Below are 18,949 nucleotides of genomic sequence, written 5' to 3' on the forward strand. Positions count from 1 at the left end.
CGTGCCGCCATCAGACCGCCATCAGCTCCTGCTCTTTGGCCTTCACCACTTCATCGACGTCCTTGATCGCCTCGTCGGTGATCTTCTGGATCTCGATTTCGCTGCGGCGCTCGTCGTCCTCCGAGATCGCCTTTTCCTTGAGCATGTCCTTGACCTGCTGGTTGGCGTCGCGGCGGATGTTGCGGATCGCGACCTTCGCGCTCTCGCCTTCGCTGTGCACGACCTTGGTCAGGTCGCGACGGCGCTCCTCGGTCAGCGCCGGCAGGTTGATGCGGATGACCATGCCCGAGGTGTTGGGCGTCAGGCCGAGGTCGGAGGCCAGGATCGCCTTCTCCACGGCACTGACCATCGGCTTTTCCCACGGCGTGATGGTCAGGGTGCGCGCGTCGCTGACCGTGACGGAGGCGACCTGCGTCAGCGGCATGTCGGAGCCGTAATAGTTGACCCTCAGGTGGTCGACCAGCGCGGTGGAGGCGCGCCCGGTGCGCACCTTGCCCAGGTCGTGGCGCAGGGCCTCGACGCTCTTCGCCATGCGCGTCTGCGCGTCCTTCTTGATCTGGTTGGGCATCGTGGCCTCGCTGCGGTAAGCAAGCGGCGGATTATAGGCGATGCCGGGACACGCGCGGCCTCACTCGCGCGCCGGAACGCCGCCGTCGTGCTCGTGTCCGCCACAGGCGGCGCCGCTCCGCTCGACCTGCAGCGTGGCGTGGCCGATGCCGAAGCGCGCCGCAAGCGATGCGCCCAGGTCATGCAGGAAGCGGTCGTCGTCGTCGCCCGACGGGCGCACCAGGTGCGCGGTCATCGCCACTTCGCCGGCGCCCAGCGACCAGATGTGCACGTGGTGCACCGAGTCGACCCCCGCTTGCGCGGCGAGGAACGTGCGCACCGCGGCCTGGTCGATCCCCGTCGGCACCGCGTCCATCGCGGCGTCGAAGCTGTCGCGCAGCAGCCGCGCCGCGCCGACCGCGACCACCACGCCGACCAGGAGTGCGGTGGCAGGGTCCAGCCAGGTCCAGCCCCAGGCCAGCATGCCGATGCCGGCCACCACCGTGGCCAGCGAGATCGCGGCATCGGCCAGCAGGTGCAGGTAGGCACCGCGGCGGTTGAGGTCGTGGCCGTGCCCGCCTTGCACCAGCAGCGCGCTGCCGAGGTTGACCGCTATGCCGATGGTGGCGACGACCACGATGGTCATGCCGGGGAGTTCGGGCGGGGCGGACAGGCGGCGCAGCGCCTCCCAGGCCAGCGCGCCGGACAGGCCCACGAGCAGGGTGGCATTGGCCAGCGGCGAGAGCAGGGTGGCGCGTCGCCAGCCGTAGGTGTGGCGTTCGGTGGCCGGCCATTGGGCCATGGCCGCCGCACCCCAGGCGAGCGCCAGTCCGAGCACGTCGCCGAGGTTGTGCAGCGCGTCGGACAGCAGCGCCAGTGAGTTGGTCAGGAACCCGTAGCCCGCCTCGAGCACGGTGTAGGCGAGGTTGACCAGGGTGACGGTGGCGAAGGCGCGCGTCGACGAACCCGGGGAAGGGCCGTGCTGATGGCTGCTGCCATGGCCGTGGTCATGGTGATGGCCGGGGTCGTGTGGGGCGTGCATGGTTTCGAGCCTGCCAGCCGCCGCGGGCGGACACTATTCCAGCGGCGGCTGGTTGCGCGTCAGCTGCGGCCCTGCACCAGCGTGCCGATCGGCTCGCCGCGCAGGATGCGCAGGAGCTGGCCCGGCTGCTCCATGTCGAAGATGCGCAGCGGCATGTCGGCGTCGCGGCACAGCGCGAACGCGGCGGTGTCCATCACCTGCAGGTCGCGGCTGAGCACTTCGTCATAGGTCAGGCGGTCGAAGCGCTTTGCGCCGGGGTGCTTCTTCGGGTCGGCGTCGTACACGCCGTCGACCTTGGTGGCCTTGAGCAGCAGGTCGGCGCCGATCTCGATCGCGCGCAGGGCGGCGCCGGAATCGGTGGTGAAGAACGGATTGCCGGTGCCGGCGGCGAAGATCGCGATGCGGCCCTTCTCGAGGTGGCGGATCGCGCGGCGGCGGATGTAGTCCTCGCAGACGTCGTTGATCTTGATCGCGCTCATCACCCGCGCGCGTGCGCCGAGCTTCTCCAGCGCGTCCTGCATGGCCAGCGCGTTGATCACGGTGGCCAGCATGCCCATCTGGTCGCCGGTGACGCGGTCCATGCCGCCCGCCGCCAGGCCCGCGCCGCGGAAGATGTTGCCGCCGCCCACCACCACGCCGATCTCGGCGCCGGCATGCTGCGCTTCGATGATCTCGCGCGCCAGGCGGCCGATGACCTTTGGGTCGATGCCGTAGTCCTCGGCGCCCATCAGCGCCTCGCCGGACAGCTTGAGCAGGACACGGCGGTAGGCGAGTTGCGACATGGGGAGACTCCGGCGGAAAGCGGCGTGGATTCTATCCGATCGCGCCACGACAGGCGGCCGGACGCGCAGAAAAAAGGCCGCGGAATGATCCGCGGCCCGGTGTGGCAGTACGACGGGATTGACCCGCATCGGGCGATGCGGTGGCCGGGCCTCAGGCCAGGCCGGCCTGCTTCATCACTTCGGCGGCGTAATCCTCGACCACCTTCTCGATGCCCTCGCCAACCGCCAGGCGCTCGAAGCGCACGACGTCGGCGCCGGCGGCCTTCAACACCTGCTCGACGGTCTGGTTGGTGTCGAGCACGTAGGCCTGGCCGTACAGCGAGACCTCGTTGACGATCTTGGCGACCTTGCCGCCGATGATCTTCTCGAGGATCTCGGCCGGCTTGGCGCGGTCCTTTTCGGACATCTTGGCCAGCTCGATTTCCTTTTCCTTGGCAAGGAACTCGGCCGGAACGTCGGCCGCCTTGTTGTAGGGCGGGTTCATCGCGGCCACGTGCATGGCCAGGCCACGCGCGAGCTCGACATCGCCACCCTTGAGCTCGACCAGCACGCCGATGCGGCCGCCGTGCACGTAGGCGGCGACGTTGTCGGTGCTGGCGATGGTGGCCATGCGGCGCACCTGCACGTTCTCGCCGACCTTGGCGATCAGCGCGGCGCGCGCCTCGTCGACGGTCTTGCCGTCAACGGTGGCGGACTTCAGCGCGTCGATGTCCTGCACGCCAAGCGCGGCGTCGGCCACGGCCTGGGTGAAGGCGAGGAAGTTCTCGTCCTTGGCGACGAAGTCGGTCTCGGAGTTGATTTCGACCAGCACGGCGCGGCCGTCGGCCTGCGCGGCCACGATGCGGCCTTCGGCGGCGACGCGGTCGGCCTTCTTGTCGGCCTTGGCCAGGCCGGACTTGCGCAGCGCCTCGGCGGCGGCGTCGACGTTGCCGCCGGCCTCGGTCAGGGCCTTCTTGCATTCCATCATGCCGGCGCCGGTGCGCTCGCGCAGTTCCTTGACCAGGGTTGCGGTGATTTCCATGGGGACCTCGGTAGCTGTGGGTTCGATGGTCGGCGGCCGCGCACGATGGCGCGGTCGCCTGGTACGCCGCTGGGGCGCAGGTGTGGCTTACTCGGCCGCAGGCGTCGCGTCGGCAGCCTTCGCCTCATCGGCGACAGGTGCCGCGTCGGCGGCCGGGGCGTCGGCCGCGGCCTCGTCAGCACCCTTGGCGGCGTCCGTGGGCTTGGCCTTGCGGGCCGGGGCGCGGCGCGGCTTGTCGCCATCGGCGCCTTCGCTGAAGTCTTCCTCGCGCACGTTGGCGGCGCTCGGCGCGGCAGCCTTGCCCTCGAGCACGGCGTCGGCCGCGGCGCGGGCGTACAGCTGCACGGCGCGGATGGCGTCGTCGTTGCCGGGGATGGCGTAGTCGACCAGGGCCGGGTCGTAGTTGGTGTCGACCACCGCGATCACCGGGATGCCGAGCTTCTTGGCTTCCTTGATGGCGATGTCTTCATGGCCGATGTCGATCACGAACAGCGCGTCGGGCAGGCGGTTCATTTCCTTGATGCCGCCCAGCGAGGCCAGCAGCTTCTCGCGCTCGCGGCGCAGGCCGAGGACTTCGTGCTTGACCAGCTTGTCGAAGCTGCCGTCGGTCTCGCCGGCTTCCAGCATCTTCAGGCGCGACACCGACTGCTTCACGGTGCGGAAGTTGGTCAGCGTGCCGCCGAGCCAGCGCTGGGTCATGTACGGCATGTTGCAACGCTCGGCTTCTTCCTTGATCGGATCGCGCGCGCTGCGCTTGGTGCCGACGAACAGGATCATGCCGCGCTTCTGCGCGATGCCCGAGATGAAGTTCATCGCGTCGGTGAACAGCGGAACGGTCTTCTCGAGGTTGATGATGTGGATCTTGCCGCGGGCGCCGAAGATGTACGGCGCCATCTTGGGGTTCCAGTAGCGGGTCTGGTGGCCGAAATGGACGCCGGCTTCCAGCATCTGGCGCATGGTGACCTGGGACATTGCATGTGACTCCTGATGGGGAACCCGGCCGCCGGAAGGGTAGGGGCGGCTCGCCACCGCGGCCCGCGAGGGCGACAGTCGGCGAAAGGTTCCGGGGTTGGGCCTCCCCGCTGCCTCCGTATCCAGATCCCGGGTCCTCGTGGACCAGGGACACCCCGGAACGGGTGTTTGCAGCAGGTGTGTATTCGCCTGCGTCCCTCGCTGAGGGATGCGCCATGCCCGGCGTGGGCAGCATTGCGGCAAGACCTGCCGGCAAAGCCCGACGATCATAGCGCCCGCGGCGGTCCGCTGGCAACCAGACGCCGGTCGGGGATCAGAATACGACCGTCGTGACCGGAGCCGCATCCTCGGTCGCCGCGGCCCCCGTGCCGTCGACGGGCGCGTTGTCGATCCGGTAGGGCTGCGGGGAGGAACACGTGACCCGCAGCGCATCGGGCCAGGCAGGTTCGCGCGACTGGATGGTGCACGCGTCCACCAGGACGAGCGTGACGCGCATCGGCACCTGGTCGCTTGCCTCGCCAGCGCCCGTTGCAAGCAATGCGAGGCACAGGACGAACATGCGCAGGGCGGACATCGGCGGGGGTTGGCACGAAGGTGGAAGGGATGCGCCGCATCATCCCCCTCGACATCCACCAACGTTGGAACCCCTGGCCGATCTGTGACCTGCATCGCCCCGCGACCGGACGCCGTAGACACTCCGGGCCCAGGGGACGTCAGAACACCAGCGTGATGGTGACGGTATCCGAATAGCTTCCGGCCGCCGGCGTCGGCTGCGCAGGGACGCGCCCATGCACCGTCAGGCTCTGCGTGGCATTGGTGCCGGTTCCGATGCTGTTGTCGGTGGCGATCGCCTTCCCACCCCAGCGCTGCGTGCGCTGCGCGTCCCGGTACAGCTCATAACGCAGGTAGTTGCCGTTCGGCCCGGCCATCCGCCGGGTGGTGCCTGCGGCATTGCTCCCGTCGTCCAGGCCCACGCGCCAGGGTGTCCCCGCGGGGCAACGCAACTGGATGGTCGAGGTCTGGTCGCGATTGCCCGGAAGCGAGGCGACGGCACCGAAGTCCAGGTCGGTGGCGGTGCTGACGTGGCAGGTGTTGGCGAAGGTCGCGCTGACATGCGTATAGAAGGTGACGCTCGGGGTTGCGTCCAGCAGGCAGCGCTCGGGGCCGGGGGCGGTGGGAGCGTTCCCGGGGCTGCCCTCGTTGTACGCGTAGCGGATCTGGCCGCCATGGATCTGGCTCTGGAACCCGTAGGTAGCCGGCAGGCTCTGTCCAGCGCGTGCCCGGGCGTGGACGGGGAGGTAGGCGGTGCCTTGGTCGCCGGTCGTGTTCGTTCGCACATCCAGCACTGTGCTGTGCAGGACGTAACCACTGCTGCCCGCATTGGGGGGGATGAGCTGCGAATGGGCCGGGTCGGCATACAGGTCGTAGGCCATCTGCGCGCCGTTGTAGTTGGTCATCCAGCGCGGATTGATGCCGGGGATCGGGGTTCCCTCCGGGATGAACATGCAGATGCGATAGGCGATGGCCGGACGTCCATTTCCGCGATTGCAGGTGATCGCAAGGCTGTCGCTGGTGGACTTGCCCGTGCCGCCGACCTCGCCAAATGCGATGGCCAGGCTTCCCGTGGACCAGCAGCTCTGGGCGTGGGCGGGCAGCAGTGTGCCGCCGCCGAGAAGAAGCAGCAGGAAGGCCGGTTTCCATGCAGCGGTCGTGCGGTGCCGCCGCATCACGGCGCACGTACCCGTGCTGGAAGGAAGCGGCATGCGGTTCATCGGCATATCAGGTCGCCTGGCTCGTCGGGGGCTCCGCTGCCCGCGGGGAGGGTGGGCGCGGCCATGCACAGCTGGTCGCCGGTCTGGACGCGCAGGCGCATCCCCTCCGGCAGGTCCGTGAGCCACACCATTCCACCATGGCCGACCACGGTATCGGGTGCCCGGTCGGCATCGAATTCGCCGTCCGCGGGTTCCAGCCACACCCGGCTGCCGACGGGCAACAAGCTGCCTGCGTGGTCGCGCAGCACCAGGTCCACGGGATGGATGCGCTTCATCTTGAACGCCGCCAGCATGCCGCTGCGACGCTGCGGCACGGCATCGATGCTGGTTTCGCCCAGTTGGGTGTCGACCGGCAGGTCAAGCGGATCGATCGACAGCCGGTTGGCCTGCCATGCGTTCAGGCGGCTGACCAGCAGCAGCCCGTTCGCGTCGGTGTGACCCACGACCCGGTTCTCCAGGCGCACCGGAACACCGGCAAAACCGCTCGTGTCCACCACCGCGAACGCGTCGTCGACCCGGCGCATGGCGTAGGCGTGGCCGCGCACGAGTACGAGCCCGCCGCTGGCGCTGCCGTAGGTCGTGGTGGCCGACGGCGTGTTGCCATCGCCGCGCCAGTGGTTGGCGCCCAGTGTCCACTGCCCGTTCTGGCTGAGCCGGGAGACTTCGGCCTGCGCGCCCGGCTGGTCGCCGGCCGTGGCCTGGGCGCGCCATCCCCAGCCGCCCAGGTCGCTGTTCGGGGCGCGGTGCGCGCCCATCGACAGCCCGCGGCTGCGATCGCCATGGCGTGCACTCGCGGACACCGAAGCGTGGCGGTCCAGCGGCATCGACCAGTACAGATAGGCGCTGTCGCCGGCGTCGTCGTCGAGCCCGCGACTGAGGCTGACGCTCACCGTCGCGTTGCGCGGCAGCTGTCGCGACCAGTTGAGCGTGGCATAGCGGCGCGCCTGGTTGTCCTGGTCGGCCTGCAGGATGTAGCTGGCGCCGAGCTGACCGAGCCGGGTGTTGAAGCCGGCGAAGGCCTGGTCGGTGCGGCGTGGCAGCGCGCCGGTTTCGAGGCTGCCGGCGTCGCGGAATCCGGCGCTGCGGTGGGTGCTCGAGGCGAACAGGTTGAACGCCGGCGAGTTCCACTGGTAGCCAAGGCTGCCGAGCGTGCCGTTGTGCCCGGCGTGGCGGCTGCCGGCCGCGGCACCGGTCAGCAGGCCACCGCGCGCGCCCACGCGCCAGCCGCCCCCGACGCCCGCCAGTTGCAGGCCCGGGGCAAGCTGGGTGTGGCCTTCGAGCGTGGCGCGGTCGCTCATGCCGCGGCGGGCGGTCGCACTGAACACAGGATCATCGGCGTAGTCGAAGGACTGCTGGCCGTAGCTCCGACGCATCGCACCCAGCTCCACCGACCAGTCCACCAGCCCGGCCTCGAGCAGTTGCGGCGTGCCATACAGGGCGAAATCCAGCACCCGGCGCTGGCCGTTGATGTCGGTGAGCACCATCTGCGCCTGCCCGGCACCACTGAGCATCGGCGCGCTGTCGATCACGAACTGCCCGGGCTGCACGCGCTGGCTGGACTGCTGGATGCCGTTGATCAGGATGTCGACGGTCGACGGCAGCACCGCTTCGCCGGCGAAGGAGGCCAGCGGGGTTGTGATGCGGTATGGCTGCAGCGCGAAGTTGCGCGAGATGCGGATCCCGCCGATGCGGGTCGGGCGCGTCCACGACAGCGCGCCGGTAAGCGTGTCGCCGACGGTCACGGTGAGCATGCGCTCCGGGTCGTCGTATTCCCAGAACGAGTCCAGGCGCACTGCCTCGTGCCCGTCGCGCGCGCCGCGCGCGCGGAAGGCGCGGCTGCTGCCGGTGTTGACGAACACGCCGGGCCCCAGGCCGAAGAGGCGCAACTCGTTCCACGCGCCGAGGCTGGAACTGTTGTCGTCGTGCTGCCCGTAGACGTCGTAGTTCAGGATCAGGCCCGGGATGCGGCTGGCGGGGTCGGCCTGCAGCGGAGCGGGGGTGACGTAGCCGCCGCGCGCCTGCGCGGCCCCCAACAGGTCCAGCGGTGCAAGCAGGGCCAGGTGCTGCCGCGCTTCGTCGTACTGCACCTGCAGGCCCGGCAGGGCGTCCAGCGCGACCAGGCCCTGCGCTGTTGCGCTGCCCGTCCAGCGCAATCCCAGCCCGCGCAGCGTGGCGGCACTTGCGTGGAGCCGCCGGTGGACCAGGACGAAGCGCGCCAGCGTGCCGGTGGCGACCTCGTTGAGTGAAACGTCGAGGTAGAGCTCCTGGCTGCCAGGCGTTGTGGCTGCCTGTGCGCTGTCCGCTTCATCGGCCATGACCGCGGCCGCGCCCGCGCCGCGCGCCTGCACGCCGACCGGGACCGCGGACAGCGACAGGGCAATGGCCAGCACGGACAGTTCAGGGAGTCGGCGATGAAAGCGGCAGGATCTGCGGGTCCTGGTCGTCATTCAGTCTCACCCTGAGGCTTGCGCCGCGGAGCCCGTCGGCGGGCAGGGACAGCGGCCATTGCATGCGCTGGCCAGCGAGGACGTAGCCCACCAGTCCGGCAATGAGCGGCGTCTCGGCTCCGGCAGCGTCGATCCGTACCAGGTCGCTCAGCCGCACGCGGCGCGTGCCAAGGTTGACCACCGTCATGCGCGCGTCCTCGCCGGTCCCCTCCACGACGGTGGACAGCGTGGAGGCATCGGTGGGCGCGCGGGGCCCGGGTGCGTCCTGCGGCGTGGCGCCCGCAGGCAGCACGAAGACCGGCACCGAGTACTGCAACAGGAACTGCAGGCCCGACGAGGCCGGTTGCCCGGGGTCTGGCAACTCGTCGACGAGCAGGCGGAAAGCGCGCTCCGACGGCACCGCGCCGGCCTGCGGCCGCACGATGCGCACCAGCTGTCGCTGGCCGGGTGCGATCCGCACGATCGGCGGGCTGGGCAGCAGCTCGCGGCTCGGCTCGAGCCGATCAGCTGCGGCATCCTGTGACCACGCCATCACCCGGACCTGCGCCTGGATGGGCTGGTCGCCGGTGTTGCTCAACCACAGGGCCTCGGCCTGCTCGCCCGCCTCCAGTTCCACGGAAATGGGGGCGACCTGCAGGCTGGCGGCGCCGACCGGCAGCGCCGCGAGCATGCCCAGCCCCGCCAGCGCGAACGCCAGCCATCGGAACGGCCGGCGCCGCGGTGCCGGGGCGGAGTGGAGGTGCGTCCGGGTCATGGCCGCCGATCGCATCCGGGACCGATGCTCAGTACACCACCCGCGCGGTGACCGTGTCGGTGTAGGTGCCGGCCGGGAAGTTGGTGGACGGCACGCGTCCATGCACGGTGTAGGTCTGGCTCGCGGCGTTGCCGGTGCCGGTCTGCATGTTGACGGCGGTGGTGTTGCCCCAGAAGTTGCTGAAGCCGCCGTCGCGGTACAGGTCATACGGCACGTAGGCGCCACCGCTGAACATGCGACGATCACCCGCCGCCGGTGCCGCCGCATCGGCCGCCGAGTTGACGCCGCCGGTGAGGCCGATGGCGTAGGGCGTGCCCGCCGAGCAGTTCACGTTCAGGGTGCCCGTGGCAGTCACCGGTGCGCCGGTGGAGCGGGTGTGGCTCAGGAAGTCGATGTCGGTCGGCGCGGTGGCGCTGATGGTGCACGACTCCTGGATCACGATGCGGACCTGGAAGGTGGCGCTGTCTTCGGCCGCGTGCGCGCTGGCGATCATGCCAAGGGACAGGGCGCTGGCGAGAACGGAAAGCGTGATGGACTGCTTGGAGAGATGCATAGTGGTTCCCAGAGTGAGTGTGACGGGCCGCACGCTTGCGGACGGAGATCCTCAAGCAAAGGGCGTGCCAACTCCGGAAGACCCGCGGGCCATCATGTCTGCAGTGGCGTACGCAGCGGTATGGTCGGATCCGGGCAGCGTTCGCCCGCGGAATCCCGCGATGGCGGAGCACGGCGGCCGAGCTGCCGCAGCACGTCACATTCCGGGCATTCGCTGACCATGCGCGCGCCGTCCTGCGGGCTGGCAGCCGGGTGGGCGATAATGGCCCGATGACCATTACCCCCAAGACCCCCGAACAGATCGAGAAGATGCGCGTTTCCGGCGCCCTGGCCGCCGAGGTGCTGCAGGTGGTCGCCCCGCACGTGGTGCCGGGCGTGACCACCGAGGAGCTCGACCGCATCTGCCATGACCATATCGTCAACGTGCAGCAGGCCACGCCGGCCAACGTCGGCTACAAGGGCTATCCCAAGGCGACCTGCATCTCGGTCAACAACGTCATCTGCCACGGCATCCCCAACGACGCCAAGGTCCTGAAGGACGGCGACATCATCAATATCGACGTCACCGTCATCAAGGACGGCTGGCACGGCGACACCAGCCGCATGTATTTCGTCGGCACGCCGTCGGTGATGGCCAGGCGCCTGGTGGAGGTGACGCGCGAGGCGATGTTCCGCGGCATCCGTGCGGTGAAGCCGGGCGCCACGCTGGGCGACATCGGCCACGCCATCCAGTCCTACGCCGAGGCCGAACGCTTCAGCGTGGTGCGCGAGTACTGCGGCCACGGCATCGGGCAGGTCTACCACGAGGAGCCGCAGGTGCTGCACTACGGCCGCCCGGGCGAAGGCCTGGTGCTGGCCGAGGGCATGACCTTCACCATCGAGCCGATGATCAACGAGGGCGCGCGCCACACGCGCCTGCTGCCTGACGGCTGGACCGTGGTCACCAAGGACCGCAAGCTGTCCGCGCAGTGGGAGCACATGGTCGCGGTGACCGCCGACGGGGTCGAGATCCTGACCCGCCTGCCCGGCGACGACAACGGGCTCTGAGATGTCCACCGCCGCGCCCATGCCCCCGGACGCGACCGGTTGCGCGCCGCGCGAAGGCGATGCCGGCTGGGTGCTCGCGCAGCGCGACGCGCTGCTGCAGGGCGATGCGGATCTTGCCGGGCGCTTCGACCTCGGCATCGACGCCGATCGCCTGATCGCACAGCGCGCGCGCGCGGTCGACGCCATCGTGGTCGCGGCCTGGGAGCGCTGCATTCCCGCAGGCGCCGATGCGGCACTGTTCGCCGTTGGCGGCTACGGCCGTGGCGAGCTGTTCCCGCAGTCCGACATCGACCTGCTGGTGCTGGCCGAGCCCGACTCGCAGCTGCGCCATCGCGAGGCGCTGGCGCGCTTCATCGCCCTGCTCTGGGATGCCGGACTCGCGGCCAGCCACGCCACGCGGTCGCCCGTGCAGTGCACCGAAGCCGCCGCCGACCTGACGGTGATGACCGCGCTGCTGGATGCGCGCGCGCTGGTCGCGGACGCGGATGCGTTGGCCACCCTGGCACGTGCGATCGCGCCGGACCGCGCGTGGCCGGCGCGCGACTTTTTCCTGGCCAAGGCGGACGAACTGGCGCGCCGCCACGCGCGCTTCGGCGACACCTCGGACAACCTCGAACCCAACCTCAAGGAAGGCCCGGGCGGCCTGCGTGACCTGCAGACCGTGGGCTGGATGGCGCGCCGCGCGTTCGGCACGCACGAGCTGCAGCCGCTGGTCGCACTGGGCCAGGTCGGTGCCGACGAGGCCGCGGCGCTGGAGCGCGAGCGCCGCGCGCTGGGGCGCCTGCGGTTCGGCCTGCACCTGGTGGCCGGGCGCGCCGAGGAACGGCTGCGCTTCGACCACCAGAAGCCGCTGGCCGCGCGCCTCGGCTTCGCCGACGACCGTGACAACCTCGGCGTCGAGCAGATGATGCAGGGCTTCTACCAGAGCGCCGCGGTGGTGCGCCGGATCGGCGACCGCCTGCTGCAGCGCTTCGAGGAGCACTTCGACGGCACCGCCGCGCCCGAGCCGGTGGATGACGACTTCGAGCTGCGCCGTGGCTACCTCGCCGCCCGCGAGCATCACTGGCCGCATGGCGACATCGGCGCGGTGTTCGCGCTGTTCGCCACCTGGGCGCGGCTTGGCGAACTGCGCGGATTGCACACGCACACTGCGCGTGCGCTGGCCGAAGCGCTCCCCGTGCTGCCGGCCTATGGCGACGCCACGTCCGCGGCGCGTGCGGCGTTCATGGCGCTGCTCCGCGGGCCGTCGCCGGTGCGCACGCTGGAACGCATGGCGCGCCTGGGCGTACTGGGGCGCTGGATCCCGGCGTTCGCCCAGGTGTCCGGGCGCATGCAGTTCGACCTGTTCCACGTGTACACCGTCGACCAGCACACGCTGGCGGTGCTGCGCAATCTGGCGGCATTTGCCAACGATGATGGCGACGCGCGCTTCTCGATGGCGCACGAGGTCTGGCCGACGTTGCGCAAGCCGGAATTGCTGTTGCTGGCGGGGCTGTTCCACGACATCGCCAAGGGACGCGGTGGCGACCATTCCGAGCTCGGCGCGGTCGACGCGCGCGCCTTCGGCGAAGCGCACGGCCTCGGCGAGGGTGACACCGCGCTGGTGGAATGGCTGGTACGCAGGCACCTGCTGATGTCGATCACCGCGCAGAAGCAGGACATCAGCGATCCGGCCGTGATCCACCGCTTCGCCACGGAAGTCGCCGACCGCGAGCGCCTTGACCATCTCTACCTGCTCACCTGCGCCGATATCGCAGGCACCTCGCCCAAGCTGTGGAACGCCTGGAAGGATCGGCTGCTGGCCGACCTGCGCAACGCGACGCGCCTGGCGCTTCGCCGCGGCCTGGAACATCCCGTGGCCGCCGGTGAGCGCATCGTGGAGGCGCACGCCGCGGCCAAGGCGCTGCTGGTCGCGGACGGGGTGGGCGATGACGAGGCCGAGGTGCTGCTCCGGCAGTTCCCGGAGGCGAGCTTCCTGCGCGCGCGGCCCGAGCAGATCGCATGGCAGGCCGGCGCGCTGCGCGAAGCCGGTGACGCCGGGGTCGTGGTGCGCGCGCGGCTGCTGGCCGCCGCCAGCCAGGCGATGGAGGTGTTCGTGCATGGCGATGACCGCGACGGCCTGTTCGCGGCGATCGTGATCACGCTCGACCGCCTGGGCCTGGAGATCCAGCACGCGCGCGCACTGGACGGGCCGGGCGGCGCCATCTTCGACAGCTTCCAGGTGCTTCCCGCCGACGCGCGTGCCGAGGGTGACGCGCAGGGCATCGCGCGCAGGCTGGCGGCGGTGCTCGCCGCACCGCTGGACCGCGTGCGTCCGGCGCGGCGCGCGCAGCCGCGCCACCTGCGTCATTTCCGCATCCCGCCGCAGGTCGACTTCGCCACTGCCGCAGACGGCGGTGCCACCGTGCTCAGCCTGGTCTGCACCGACCGGCCAGGCCTGCTGGCCGACGTCGCGCATGTCCTGCGCCGCGAAGGCCTGCGCGTGCACGACGCACGCATCGCCACCTTCGGCGCACGCGCCGAGGACGTGTTCCGGATCACCGGACAGGACAACACACCGCTGGACCAGGACGCCTGTGCACGGCTGCACGACGCGCTGCTGGCCAGGATCGATGGAGAACCCCCCGCATGACCACGAAGAAGAAGCTGCCGGCGAAGAAGGCAGCCAGCGCGAAGGCCACCGCCGAGGCGAAGGCCACCGCGCCGTCGACGGCCGCGAAACCCACGCCAGCCACCGCCCCCGCGCCGGCCACCAAGTCCGCGAAGAAAGCCTCCAGGCCCGCGCCCTCGGTGGCCGTCGAACCGGCCGCCAGGAAGCCGGAACATGACCTGGCCTTCATGATCAACAGCGCCTGGGAGCGACGCGCCACGCTGACGCCGGAGGAACTCGAGGGCTCGACCCGGCCACTGGTGGAGCGCGTGATCGACGGCCTCGACAGTGGCCGCCTGCGCGTCGCCGAGCCGGACGGCGCCGGTGGCTGGACGGTCAACGAATGGCTGAAGAAGGCGGTGCTGCTGTACTTCCGCGTCCAGGAGATGGAGGTGATGGAAGGCTGGCCGTCGCCGTACTGGGACAAGATCCCGCTGCGCTTCGAGGATTTCGACGAAGCCGCGTTCCGCAAGGCCGGTGTGCGCGTGGTGCCGGGCGCCATCGCGCGGCGCGGAAGCTTCATCGACAGGGACGTGGTGCTGATGCCGTCGTTCGTCAACATCGGCGCGCACATCGGCACCGGCACCATGGTCGATACCTGGGCGACGGTCGGCTCCTGCGCGCAGGTCGGCAAGCACTGCCACATTTCCGGAGGCGCCGGCATCGGCGGCGTGCTGGAGCCGCTGCAGGCAACGCCCACGATCATCGAGGACCACTGCTTCATCGGCGCGCGTTCCGAAGTCGTGGAAGGTGTGATCGTCGGCCACCACAGCGTGATCGGCATGGGCGTGTTCCTCGGCCAGTCGACGCGCATCTACAACCGCATGACAGGCGAGACCAGCTACGGCGTGGTGCCGCCGGGCAGCGTGGTGGTGGCGGGCTCGCTGCCGTCCGCGGACGGCACGCATTCGCTGTACTGCGCGGTGATCGTCAAGCAGGTCGACGCGCGCACGCGCGCGAAGACCTCGGTCAATGACCTGCTGCGCGGGCACGCGCTCTGAGCGCGCGCGGAGGCCGGCGATGACCACCCTGTACGGGCTCGACAACTGCGACAGCTGCCGCAAGGCGCGCAAGTGGCTGGACCGCTTCGGCATCGCGCACACGTTCGTCGACTACCGCGCCAGCAAGCCGGAGCCCGAGGTGCTGCAGGAGTGGGCGGCGCAGGCCGGCGGCTTTGCGCTGCTGGTCAACAAGGCGTCGACCACCTGGCGCCAGCTGCCGGAGCACCGCAAGGCGGCGGGCTCGGATGCCGAATGGAGGCTGCTGCTGCGCGAGTACCCGCAGCTGGTCCGGCGCCCGGTGGTCGTCACCGACGATGGCGTGCTCAGCCAGGGCTTCAGCGACAACAGCTTCAGGAAGCGCTTTGGAGTGGACGCGTGAGCGAGGTGCTGGCGCTGACCAAGGAACTGGTCATGCGCGCGTCGGTGACGCCGGACGATGCCGGCTGCCAGGTGCTGCTCGCCGAGCGCCTGGCGCGCGCCGGGTTCGGCTGCGAGCCGCTGCGCTTCGGCGCGGTCGACAACCTGTGGGCCACGCACGGCGAGAGTGGGCCGGTGCTGGTGCTTCTGGGCCATACCGACGTCGTGCCGCCGGGCCCGCGCGAAACCTGGGCCAGCGACCCGTTCGTGCCCGAGGTGCGCGACGGCAGGCTGTACGGTCGCGGCACCGCCGACATGAAAGGCAGCGTGGCGGCGTTCGTGGTCGCCATGGAGCGTTTCGTGGCCGCGCACCCGGACCATCGCGGCACCGTCGCGCTGCTGCTGACCTCCGACGAGGAGGGTGATGCGATCGACGGCGTGCGCCGGGTGGCGCAGGTGTTCCGCGAACGCGGCCAGCGCATCGACTGGTGCATTACCGGTGAACCTTCATCGAGCTCGCGCCTCGGTGACCTGGTGCGCGTCGGCCGTCGCGGTTCGCTGTCGGCGACGTTGCTGGTGCGCGGCATCCAAGGGCATGTCGCGTACCCGGAGAAGGCCCGCAACCCGGTGCACGCCGCATTGCCGGCGCTCGCGGAACTGACCGCGCGAAGCTGGGACGACGGCTTCGAGAGCTTCCCGCCCACCAGCCTGCAGGTCAGCAACGTGCAGGCCGGTACCGGCGCGGGCAACGTGATCCCGGGTGAGTTCACGGTGCACTTCAACCTGCGCTACAACCCGCACTGGGATGCGTCGCGGCTGGAGTCGACGATCGAATCGATGCTGGCCCGCCATGGCCTCGACTTCGACGTTGGCTGGCATCGCAGCGGCGAGCCGTTCCACACGCCGGAAGGGCCGCTGCGCGCCGCCGCGCGCGAGGTGCTGGCGCGCATGACCGGCAGCGAGCCCGAGGAGAGCACGGGTGGCGGCACCTCGGATGCGCGCTTCATCGCGCCGCTGGGTGCGCAGTGCATCGAGATCGGGCCTGTGAACGCCAGCATCCACCAGGTCGACGAGCATGTGGCGGTTGCCGATCTCGAAGCGCTGCCCGGGATCTACCAGGCGCTGATCGAGCACCTGCTCACTCCCGCCTGAGCCGCAAACGGCGACGGCCACCGGAATGCGGTGGCCGTCGCCATTATCAGGTGGCCGGTACGCGGCCGCGACGTTCAGGGCTTGCCGGGACCCTTGCCGTTTCCGTTGCCGTTTCCGTTGTTGCCATTGCCGCGGCCCTTGCCGTTGCCCTGGCTACCCTTGCCATTGCCATTGCCATTGCCTCGGCCCTGGCTTGCACCCTGGCCTTTGCCCGGCGCGGCATGCTCCGCGTGCCCGCGGCCCGGCCTGTCGTGCGAGGCCTTGCCGCCGCGGCGATCCGGGCGCGACCAGTCGACGCGCACGTCACGGTCGATCACGATCGGATGGCCCCAGCGGCCGTAGGTATCCACCTGGCCGCGCTTGAGCGCGTGGAACGCCGGTGAACCGGGCTTGATGCCCAAGCGCTGCGCGGTCGCGCCCCAACCCTGGCCGGGGTGGCGGTCGTACTCGCGCACGACGTCGCGGCACGGGATGCGCAGCGAATGCGCAAGCGCGCAGGCGTAGTACACGTCGCCCGGGGCCCAGCGGCGCTGGTCAAGCAGTTCGACCAGCAGCGGGCGCGGCGCACCGTAATAGCCGGTCATCTCGTCCATGAACGGGTCGCGGTACTGGCGGCCATAGTCGTTGATCTCGCCCAGGCGTGAATCGACCCAGACATCGCCGGTGCGGGTGTTGTAGCCGATGGTCTGGGCGGATGCGGTGGCGGCGGTGGCTGCCAGGCCAAGGCCCAGCGCGAGTACGAGCGTGCGGATGCGGTGGTTCCGGGTCATGTTCGTTCGCTCCTTGAGGGTGGCGACATTCTGGATCCCCAGGCGATGAATCGGGGGTGATGCATCGGCACCCGTGCGGAACGCGTTCAGCGGGTGGGAGGAAAGAGGGCGTCACGCGCGCTTGACGGCCACGTGGAGTGGAGGCTAGTTTCGAGGCCATGTCCCGCCACCCCGCCGCCACGCGCACTGCCTGCAACCGCAACAATCGCGGTTCGGACAATCGCGTGCGCGATCCGCGGGCGGGCGACTAGGCAGGCGACACCAGCCAGGCAACCCGAAACCCGCGCCCGGCGCGGGTTTTTCGTTTCCGCGCAGGCGTTCCACCGCCGGTGATTGCCGGCACAAGGAGCTACGCCATGTGTTCCATCCTCGGCATCTTCGACCTTCGCCTCGGGGCCGACGTGTCCCTGCTTCGTCCCCTGGCGCTGTCGCTCTCGACGCTGCAGCGCCATCGCGGTCCGGACTGGTCCGGCGTGCATGCCGAACCGGCCGCACTCCTCGTGCACGAGCGGCTGGCGATCGTCGACCCGGCCGGCGGCGCGCAGCCGCTGCGTTCGGCCGACGGCAGCCTGGTGCTGGCGGTCAATGGCGAGATCTACAACCATCGCGAGCTGCAGGACGGGCTGCAGGATGGCTACGCGTTCCAGACCGGTTCCGACTGCGAGGTGATCAACGCGTTGTACAGCCATCACGCCGGTCGCGCGGATACCGGCGCAGAGGCGGATGACATCGGCCCGTGGCTGGCGCGGCTCAACGGCATCTTCGCGTTCGCCCTGTGGGACAGCGTGCGCGGTCGCGCGGTGATTGCGCGGGATCCGATCGGCGTCTGCCCGCTCTACTGGGGCCATGACGGTGACGGCCGGCTGTGGGTCGCATCCGAAATGAAGGCGCTGGCCCGGCACTGCGACGACGTGGCGCAGTTCCCTCCGGGCCACTGGTACGACACCGCGACCGGCACGCTGCACCGCTACTTCTCTCCCGCGTGGCGCGACCATGACGCGACGCGCGGCATGGTGGTCGCAGCGGACGCGCTGCGGCACGCCTTCGAAGCGGCCGTCCATCGGCAGATGATGAGCGACGTGCCCTACGGCGTGCTGCTGTCGGGCGGGCTGGATTCGTCGCTGGTCGCCGCCTGCGCGGCGCGTTTCGCACGGCGGCGGATCGAGGATGACGACGCGTCCGAAGCGTGGTGGCCACGGCTGCACTCGTTCGCCATCGGCCTGGAAGGCTCGCCAGACCTCGCAGCGGCGGAAGTCGCGGCCGCCGCACTCGGCACCGTGCACCACGGTTTCATCTACACCTTGCAGGAAGGCATCGACGCGGTGCCGGAGGTGATCCGGCACATCGAAAGCCACGACGTGACCACGGTGCGCGCATCCACGCCGATGTACCTGCTGGCACGGCGCATCAAGGCGATGGGCGTGAAGATGGTGCTGTCGGGCGAGGGCAGCGACGAGATCTTCGGCGGCTACCTGTACTTCCACAAGGCGCCCGACGCGCGCGCGTTCCACGAGGAGACGGTGCGCAAGCTCGATGCGCTGTACCAGTACGACTGCCTGCGCGCCAACAAGGCGATGATGGCCTGGGGCGTCGAGGCGCGCGTGCCGTTCCTCGACCTGGAGTTCCTCGACCTGGCGATGGGCATGGACGCGCACGAGAAAATGGTGCGCCAGCGCGGCACGGCGCGCCCGCCGATCGAGAAGGCGGTGCTGCGCGAGGCATTCGACGGGTTGCTGCCCGACGCCATCCTGTGGCGGCAGAAGGAGCAGTTCAGCGATGGCGTCGGTTACGGCTGGATCGACGGGCTGAAGGCGCATGCCGCGCAGGTCGTCGGCGCGCGCGCATTCGCCGAAGCGGCTCAGCGCTTTCCGTACGCGCCGCCGCTGACGCGCGAAGCGTACTGGTACCGCAGCCTGTTCGACGATGCATTCCCCGGCGCGGCCTGCGCGCGCACCGTGCCCGGTGGGCCGTCGATCGCCTGTTCGTCGCCCGCGGCGATTGCCTGGGACGCGGCGTTCGCAGGCCAGGCTGATCCGTCCGGGCGCGCAGTGATCGGCGTGCACCAGCCCGCCGGCGTGTGACGC

At 70.1% G+C, this 18,949-nt stretch carries 17 protein-coding genes; 6 read left to right on the forward strand and 11 right to left on the reverse strand.

Annotation, left to right across the window (positions count from 1 at the left end; translation table 11 throughout):
• Positions 1-10 precede the first annotated feature (10 nt).
• The 10 genes from frr to IDM46_RS06185 form a co-directional block, all read right to left on the reverse strand.
• Positions 11-568: a ribosome recycling factor gene (gene frr, locus IDM46_RS06140; RefSeq protein ID WP_185115128.1), complete on the reverse strand. Its 558-nt coding sequence runs from the start codon at positions 566-568 to the stop codon at positions 11-13.
• Positions 569-628: 60 nt separating this feature from the next.
• Positions 629-1,588, reverse strand: coding sequence for a cation diffusion facilitator family transporter (locus IDM46_RS06145; RefSeq protein WP_185115129.1), 960 nt, complete (start codon positions 1,586-1,588; stop codon positions 629-631).
• Positions 1,589-1,647: 59 nt separating this feature from the next.
• Complete coding sequence (gene pyrH, locus IDM46_RS06150; RefSeq protein WP_185115130.1) at positions 1,648-2,370, reverse strand: UMP kinase; 723 nt, start codon at positions 2,368-2,370, stop codon at positions 1,648-1,650.
• A gap of 151 nt (positions 2,371-2,521) precedes the next feature.
• Complete coding sequence (gene tsf / locus IDM46_RS06155; RefSeq protein ID WP_182821418.1) at positions 2,522-3,391, reverse strand: translation elongation factor Ts; 870 nt, start codon at positions 3,389-3,391, stop codon at positions 2,522-2,524.
• Between the two features lie 87 nt (positions 3,392-3,478).
• The gene (gene rpsB / locus IDM46_RS06160; protein ID WP_182821416.1) at positions 3,479-4,363 is read right to left on the reverse strand and encodes a 30S ribosomal protein S2; all 885 of its coding nucleotides are present in this window, start codon (positions 4,361-4,363) and stop codon (positions 3,479-3,481) included.
• Positions 4,364-4,676: 313 nt separating this feature from the next.
• On the reverse strand, positions 4,677-4,937 hold the full coding sequence (locus IDM46_RS06165; RefSeq protein ID WP_182821413.1) for a hypothetical protein: 261 nt from the start codon (positions 4,935-4,937) through the stop codon (positions 4,677-4,679).
• Positions 4,938-5,076: 139 nt separating this feature from the next.
• The gene (locus IDM46_RS06170; protein ID WP_185115131.1) at positions 5,077-6,135 is read right to left on the reverse strand and encodes a spore coat protein U domain-containing protein; all 1,059 of its coding nucleotides are present in this window, start codon (positions 6,133-6,135) and stop codon (positions 5,077-5,079) included.
• A complete protein-coding gene (locus IDM46_RS06175; RefSeq protein WP_182821408.1) occupies positions 6,132-8,525 on the reverse strand; it encodes a fimbria/pilus outer membrane usher protein in 2,394 nt (797 codons plus the stop codon). The genes IDM46_RS06170 and IDM46_RS06175 overlap by 4 nt, the downstream gene beginning before the upstream one ends.
• A 7-nt stretch (positions 8,526-8,532) precedes the next feature.
• Entirely contained in the window at positions 8,533-9,336 is an 804-nt protein-coding gene (locus tag IDM46_RS06180) for a molecular chaperone (RefSeq protein ID WP_182821406.1), read from the reverse strand.
• Positions 9,337-9,364: 28 nt separating this feature from the next.
• The gene (locus tag IDM46_RS06185; protein WP_182821404.1) at positions 9,365-9,889 is read right to left on the reverse strand and encodes a spore coat U domain-containing protein; all 525 of its coding nucleotides are present in this window, start codon (positions 9,887-9,889) and stop codon (positions 9,365-9,367) included.
• Positions 9,890-10,158: 269 nt separating this feature from the next.
• Here IDM46_RS06185 and map point away from each other — a divergent pair, with 269 nt between their 5' ends.
• Genes map through dapE form a run of 5 tightly spaced genes read left to right on the forward strand, consistent with a single transcriptional unit; the run spans position 10,159 to position 16,095 of the window.
• On the forward strand, positions 10,159-10,935 hold the full coding sequence (map, locus tag IDM46_RS06190; RefSeq protein WP_182821402.1) for a type I methionyl aminopeptidase: 777 nt from the start codon (positions 10,159-10,161) through the stop codon (positions 10,933-10,935).
• A 19-nt stretch (positions 10,936-10,954) separates the two neighbouring features.
• A complete protein-coding gene (gene glnD / locus IDM46_RS06195; protein WP_182823723.1) occupies positions 10,955-13,567 on the forward strand; it encodes a [protein-PII] uridylyltransferase in 2,613 nt (870 codons plus the stop codon).
• Positions 13,564-14,586: a 2,3,4,5-tetrahydropyridine-2,6-dicarboxylate N-succinyltransferase gene (dapD, locus tag IDM46_RS06200; protein ID WP_185115132.1), complete on the forward strand. Its 1,023-nt coding sequence runs from the start codon at positions 13,564-13,566 to the stop codon at positions 14,584-14,586. The genes glnD and dapD overlap by 4 nt, the downstream gene beginning before the upstream one ends.
• Before the next feature lie 19 nt (positions 14,587-14,605).
• On the forward strand, positions 14,606-14,965 hold the full coding sequence (locus IDM46_RS06205) for a Spx/MgsR family RNA polymerase-binding regulatory protein (RefSeq protein WP_185115133.1): 360 nt from the start codon (positions 14,606-14,608) through the stop codon (positions 14,963-14,965).
• A complete protein-coding gene (gene dapE / locus IDM46_RS06210) occupies positions 14,962-16,095 on the forward strand; it encodes a succinyl-diaminopimelate desuccinylase (protein WP_185115134.1) in 1,134 nt (377 codons plus the stop codon). Before IDM46_RS06205 ends, dapE begins: the two co-directional genes overlap by 4 nt.
• Positions 16,096-16,169: 74 nt before the next feature.
• On the opposite strand, the gene IDM46_RS06215 is transcribed toward dapE, so the two are convergent.
• Complete coding sequence (locus IDM46_RS06215) at positions 16,170-16,865, reverse strand: hypothetical protein (protein WP_182821393.1); 696 nt, start codon at positions 16,863-16,865, stop codon at positions 16,170-16,172.
• 356 nt (positions 16,866-17,221) lie between these two features.
• On the opposite strand from IDM46_RS06215, the gene asnB reads away from it, so the two are divergent.
• The gene (gene asnB / locus IDM46_RS06220; RefSeq protein ID WP_182821392.1) at positions 17,222-18,946 is read left to right on the forward strand and encodes an asparagine synthase B; all 1,725 of its coding nucleotides are present in this window, start codon (positions 17,222-17,224) and stop codon (positions 18,944-18,946) included.
• Positions 18,947-18,949: the final 3 nt, after the last annotated feature.

The organism is Luteimonas sp. MC1825, from assembly GCF_014764385.1.
GTDB lineage: Bacteria > Pseudomonadota > Gammaproteobacteria > Xanthomonadales > Xanthomonadaceae > Luteimonas.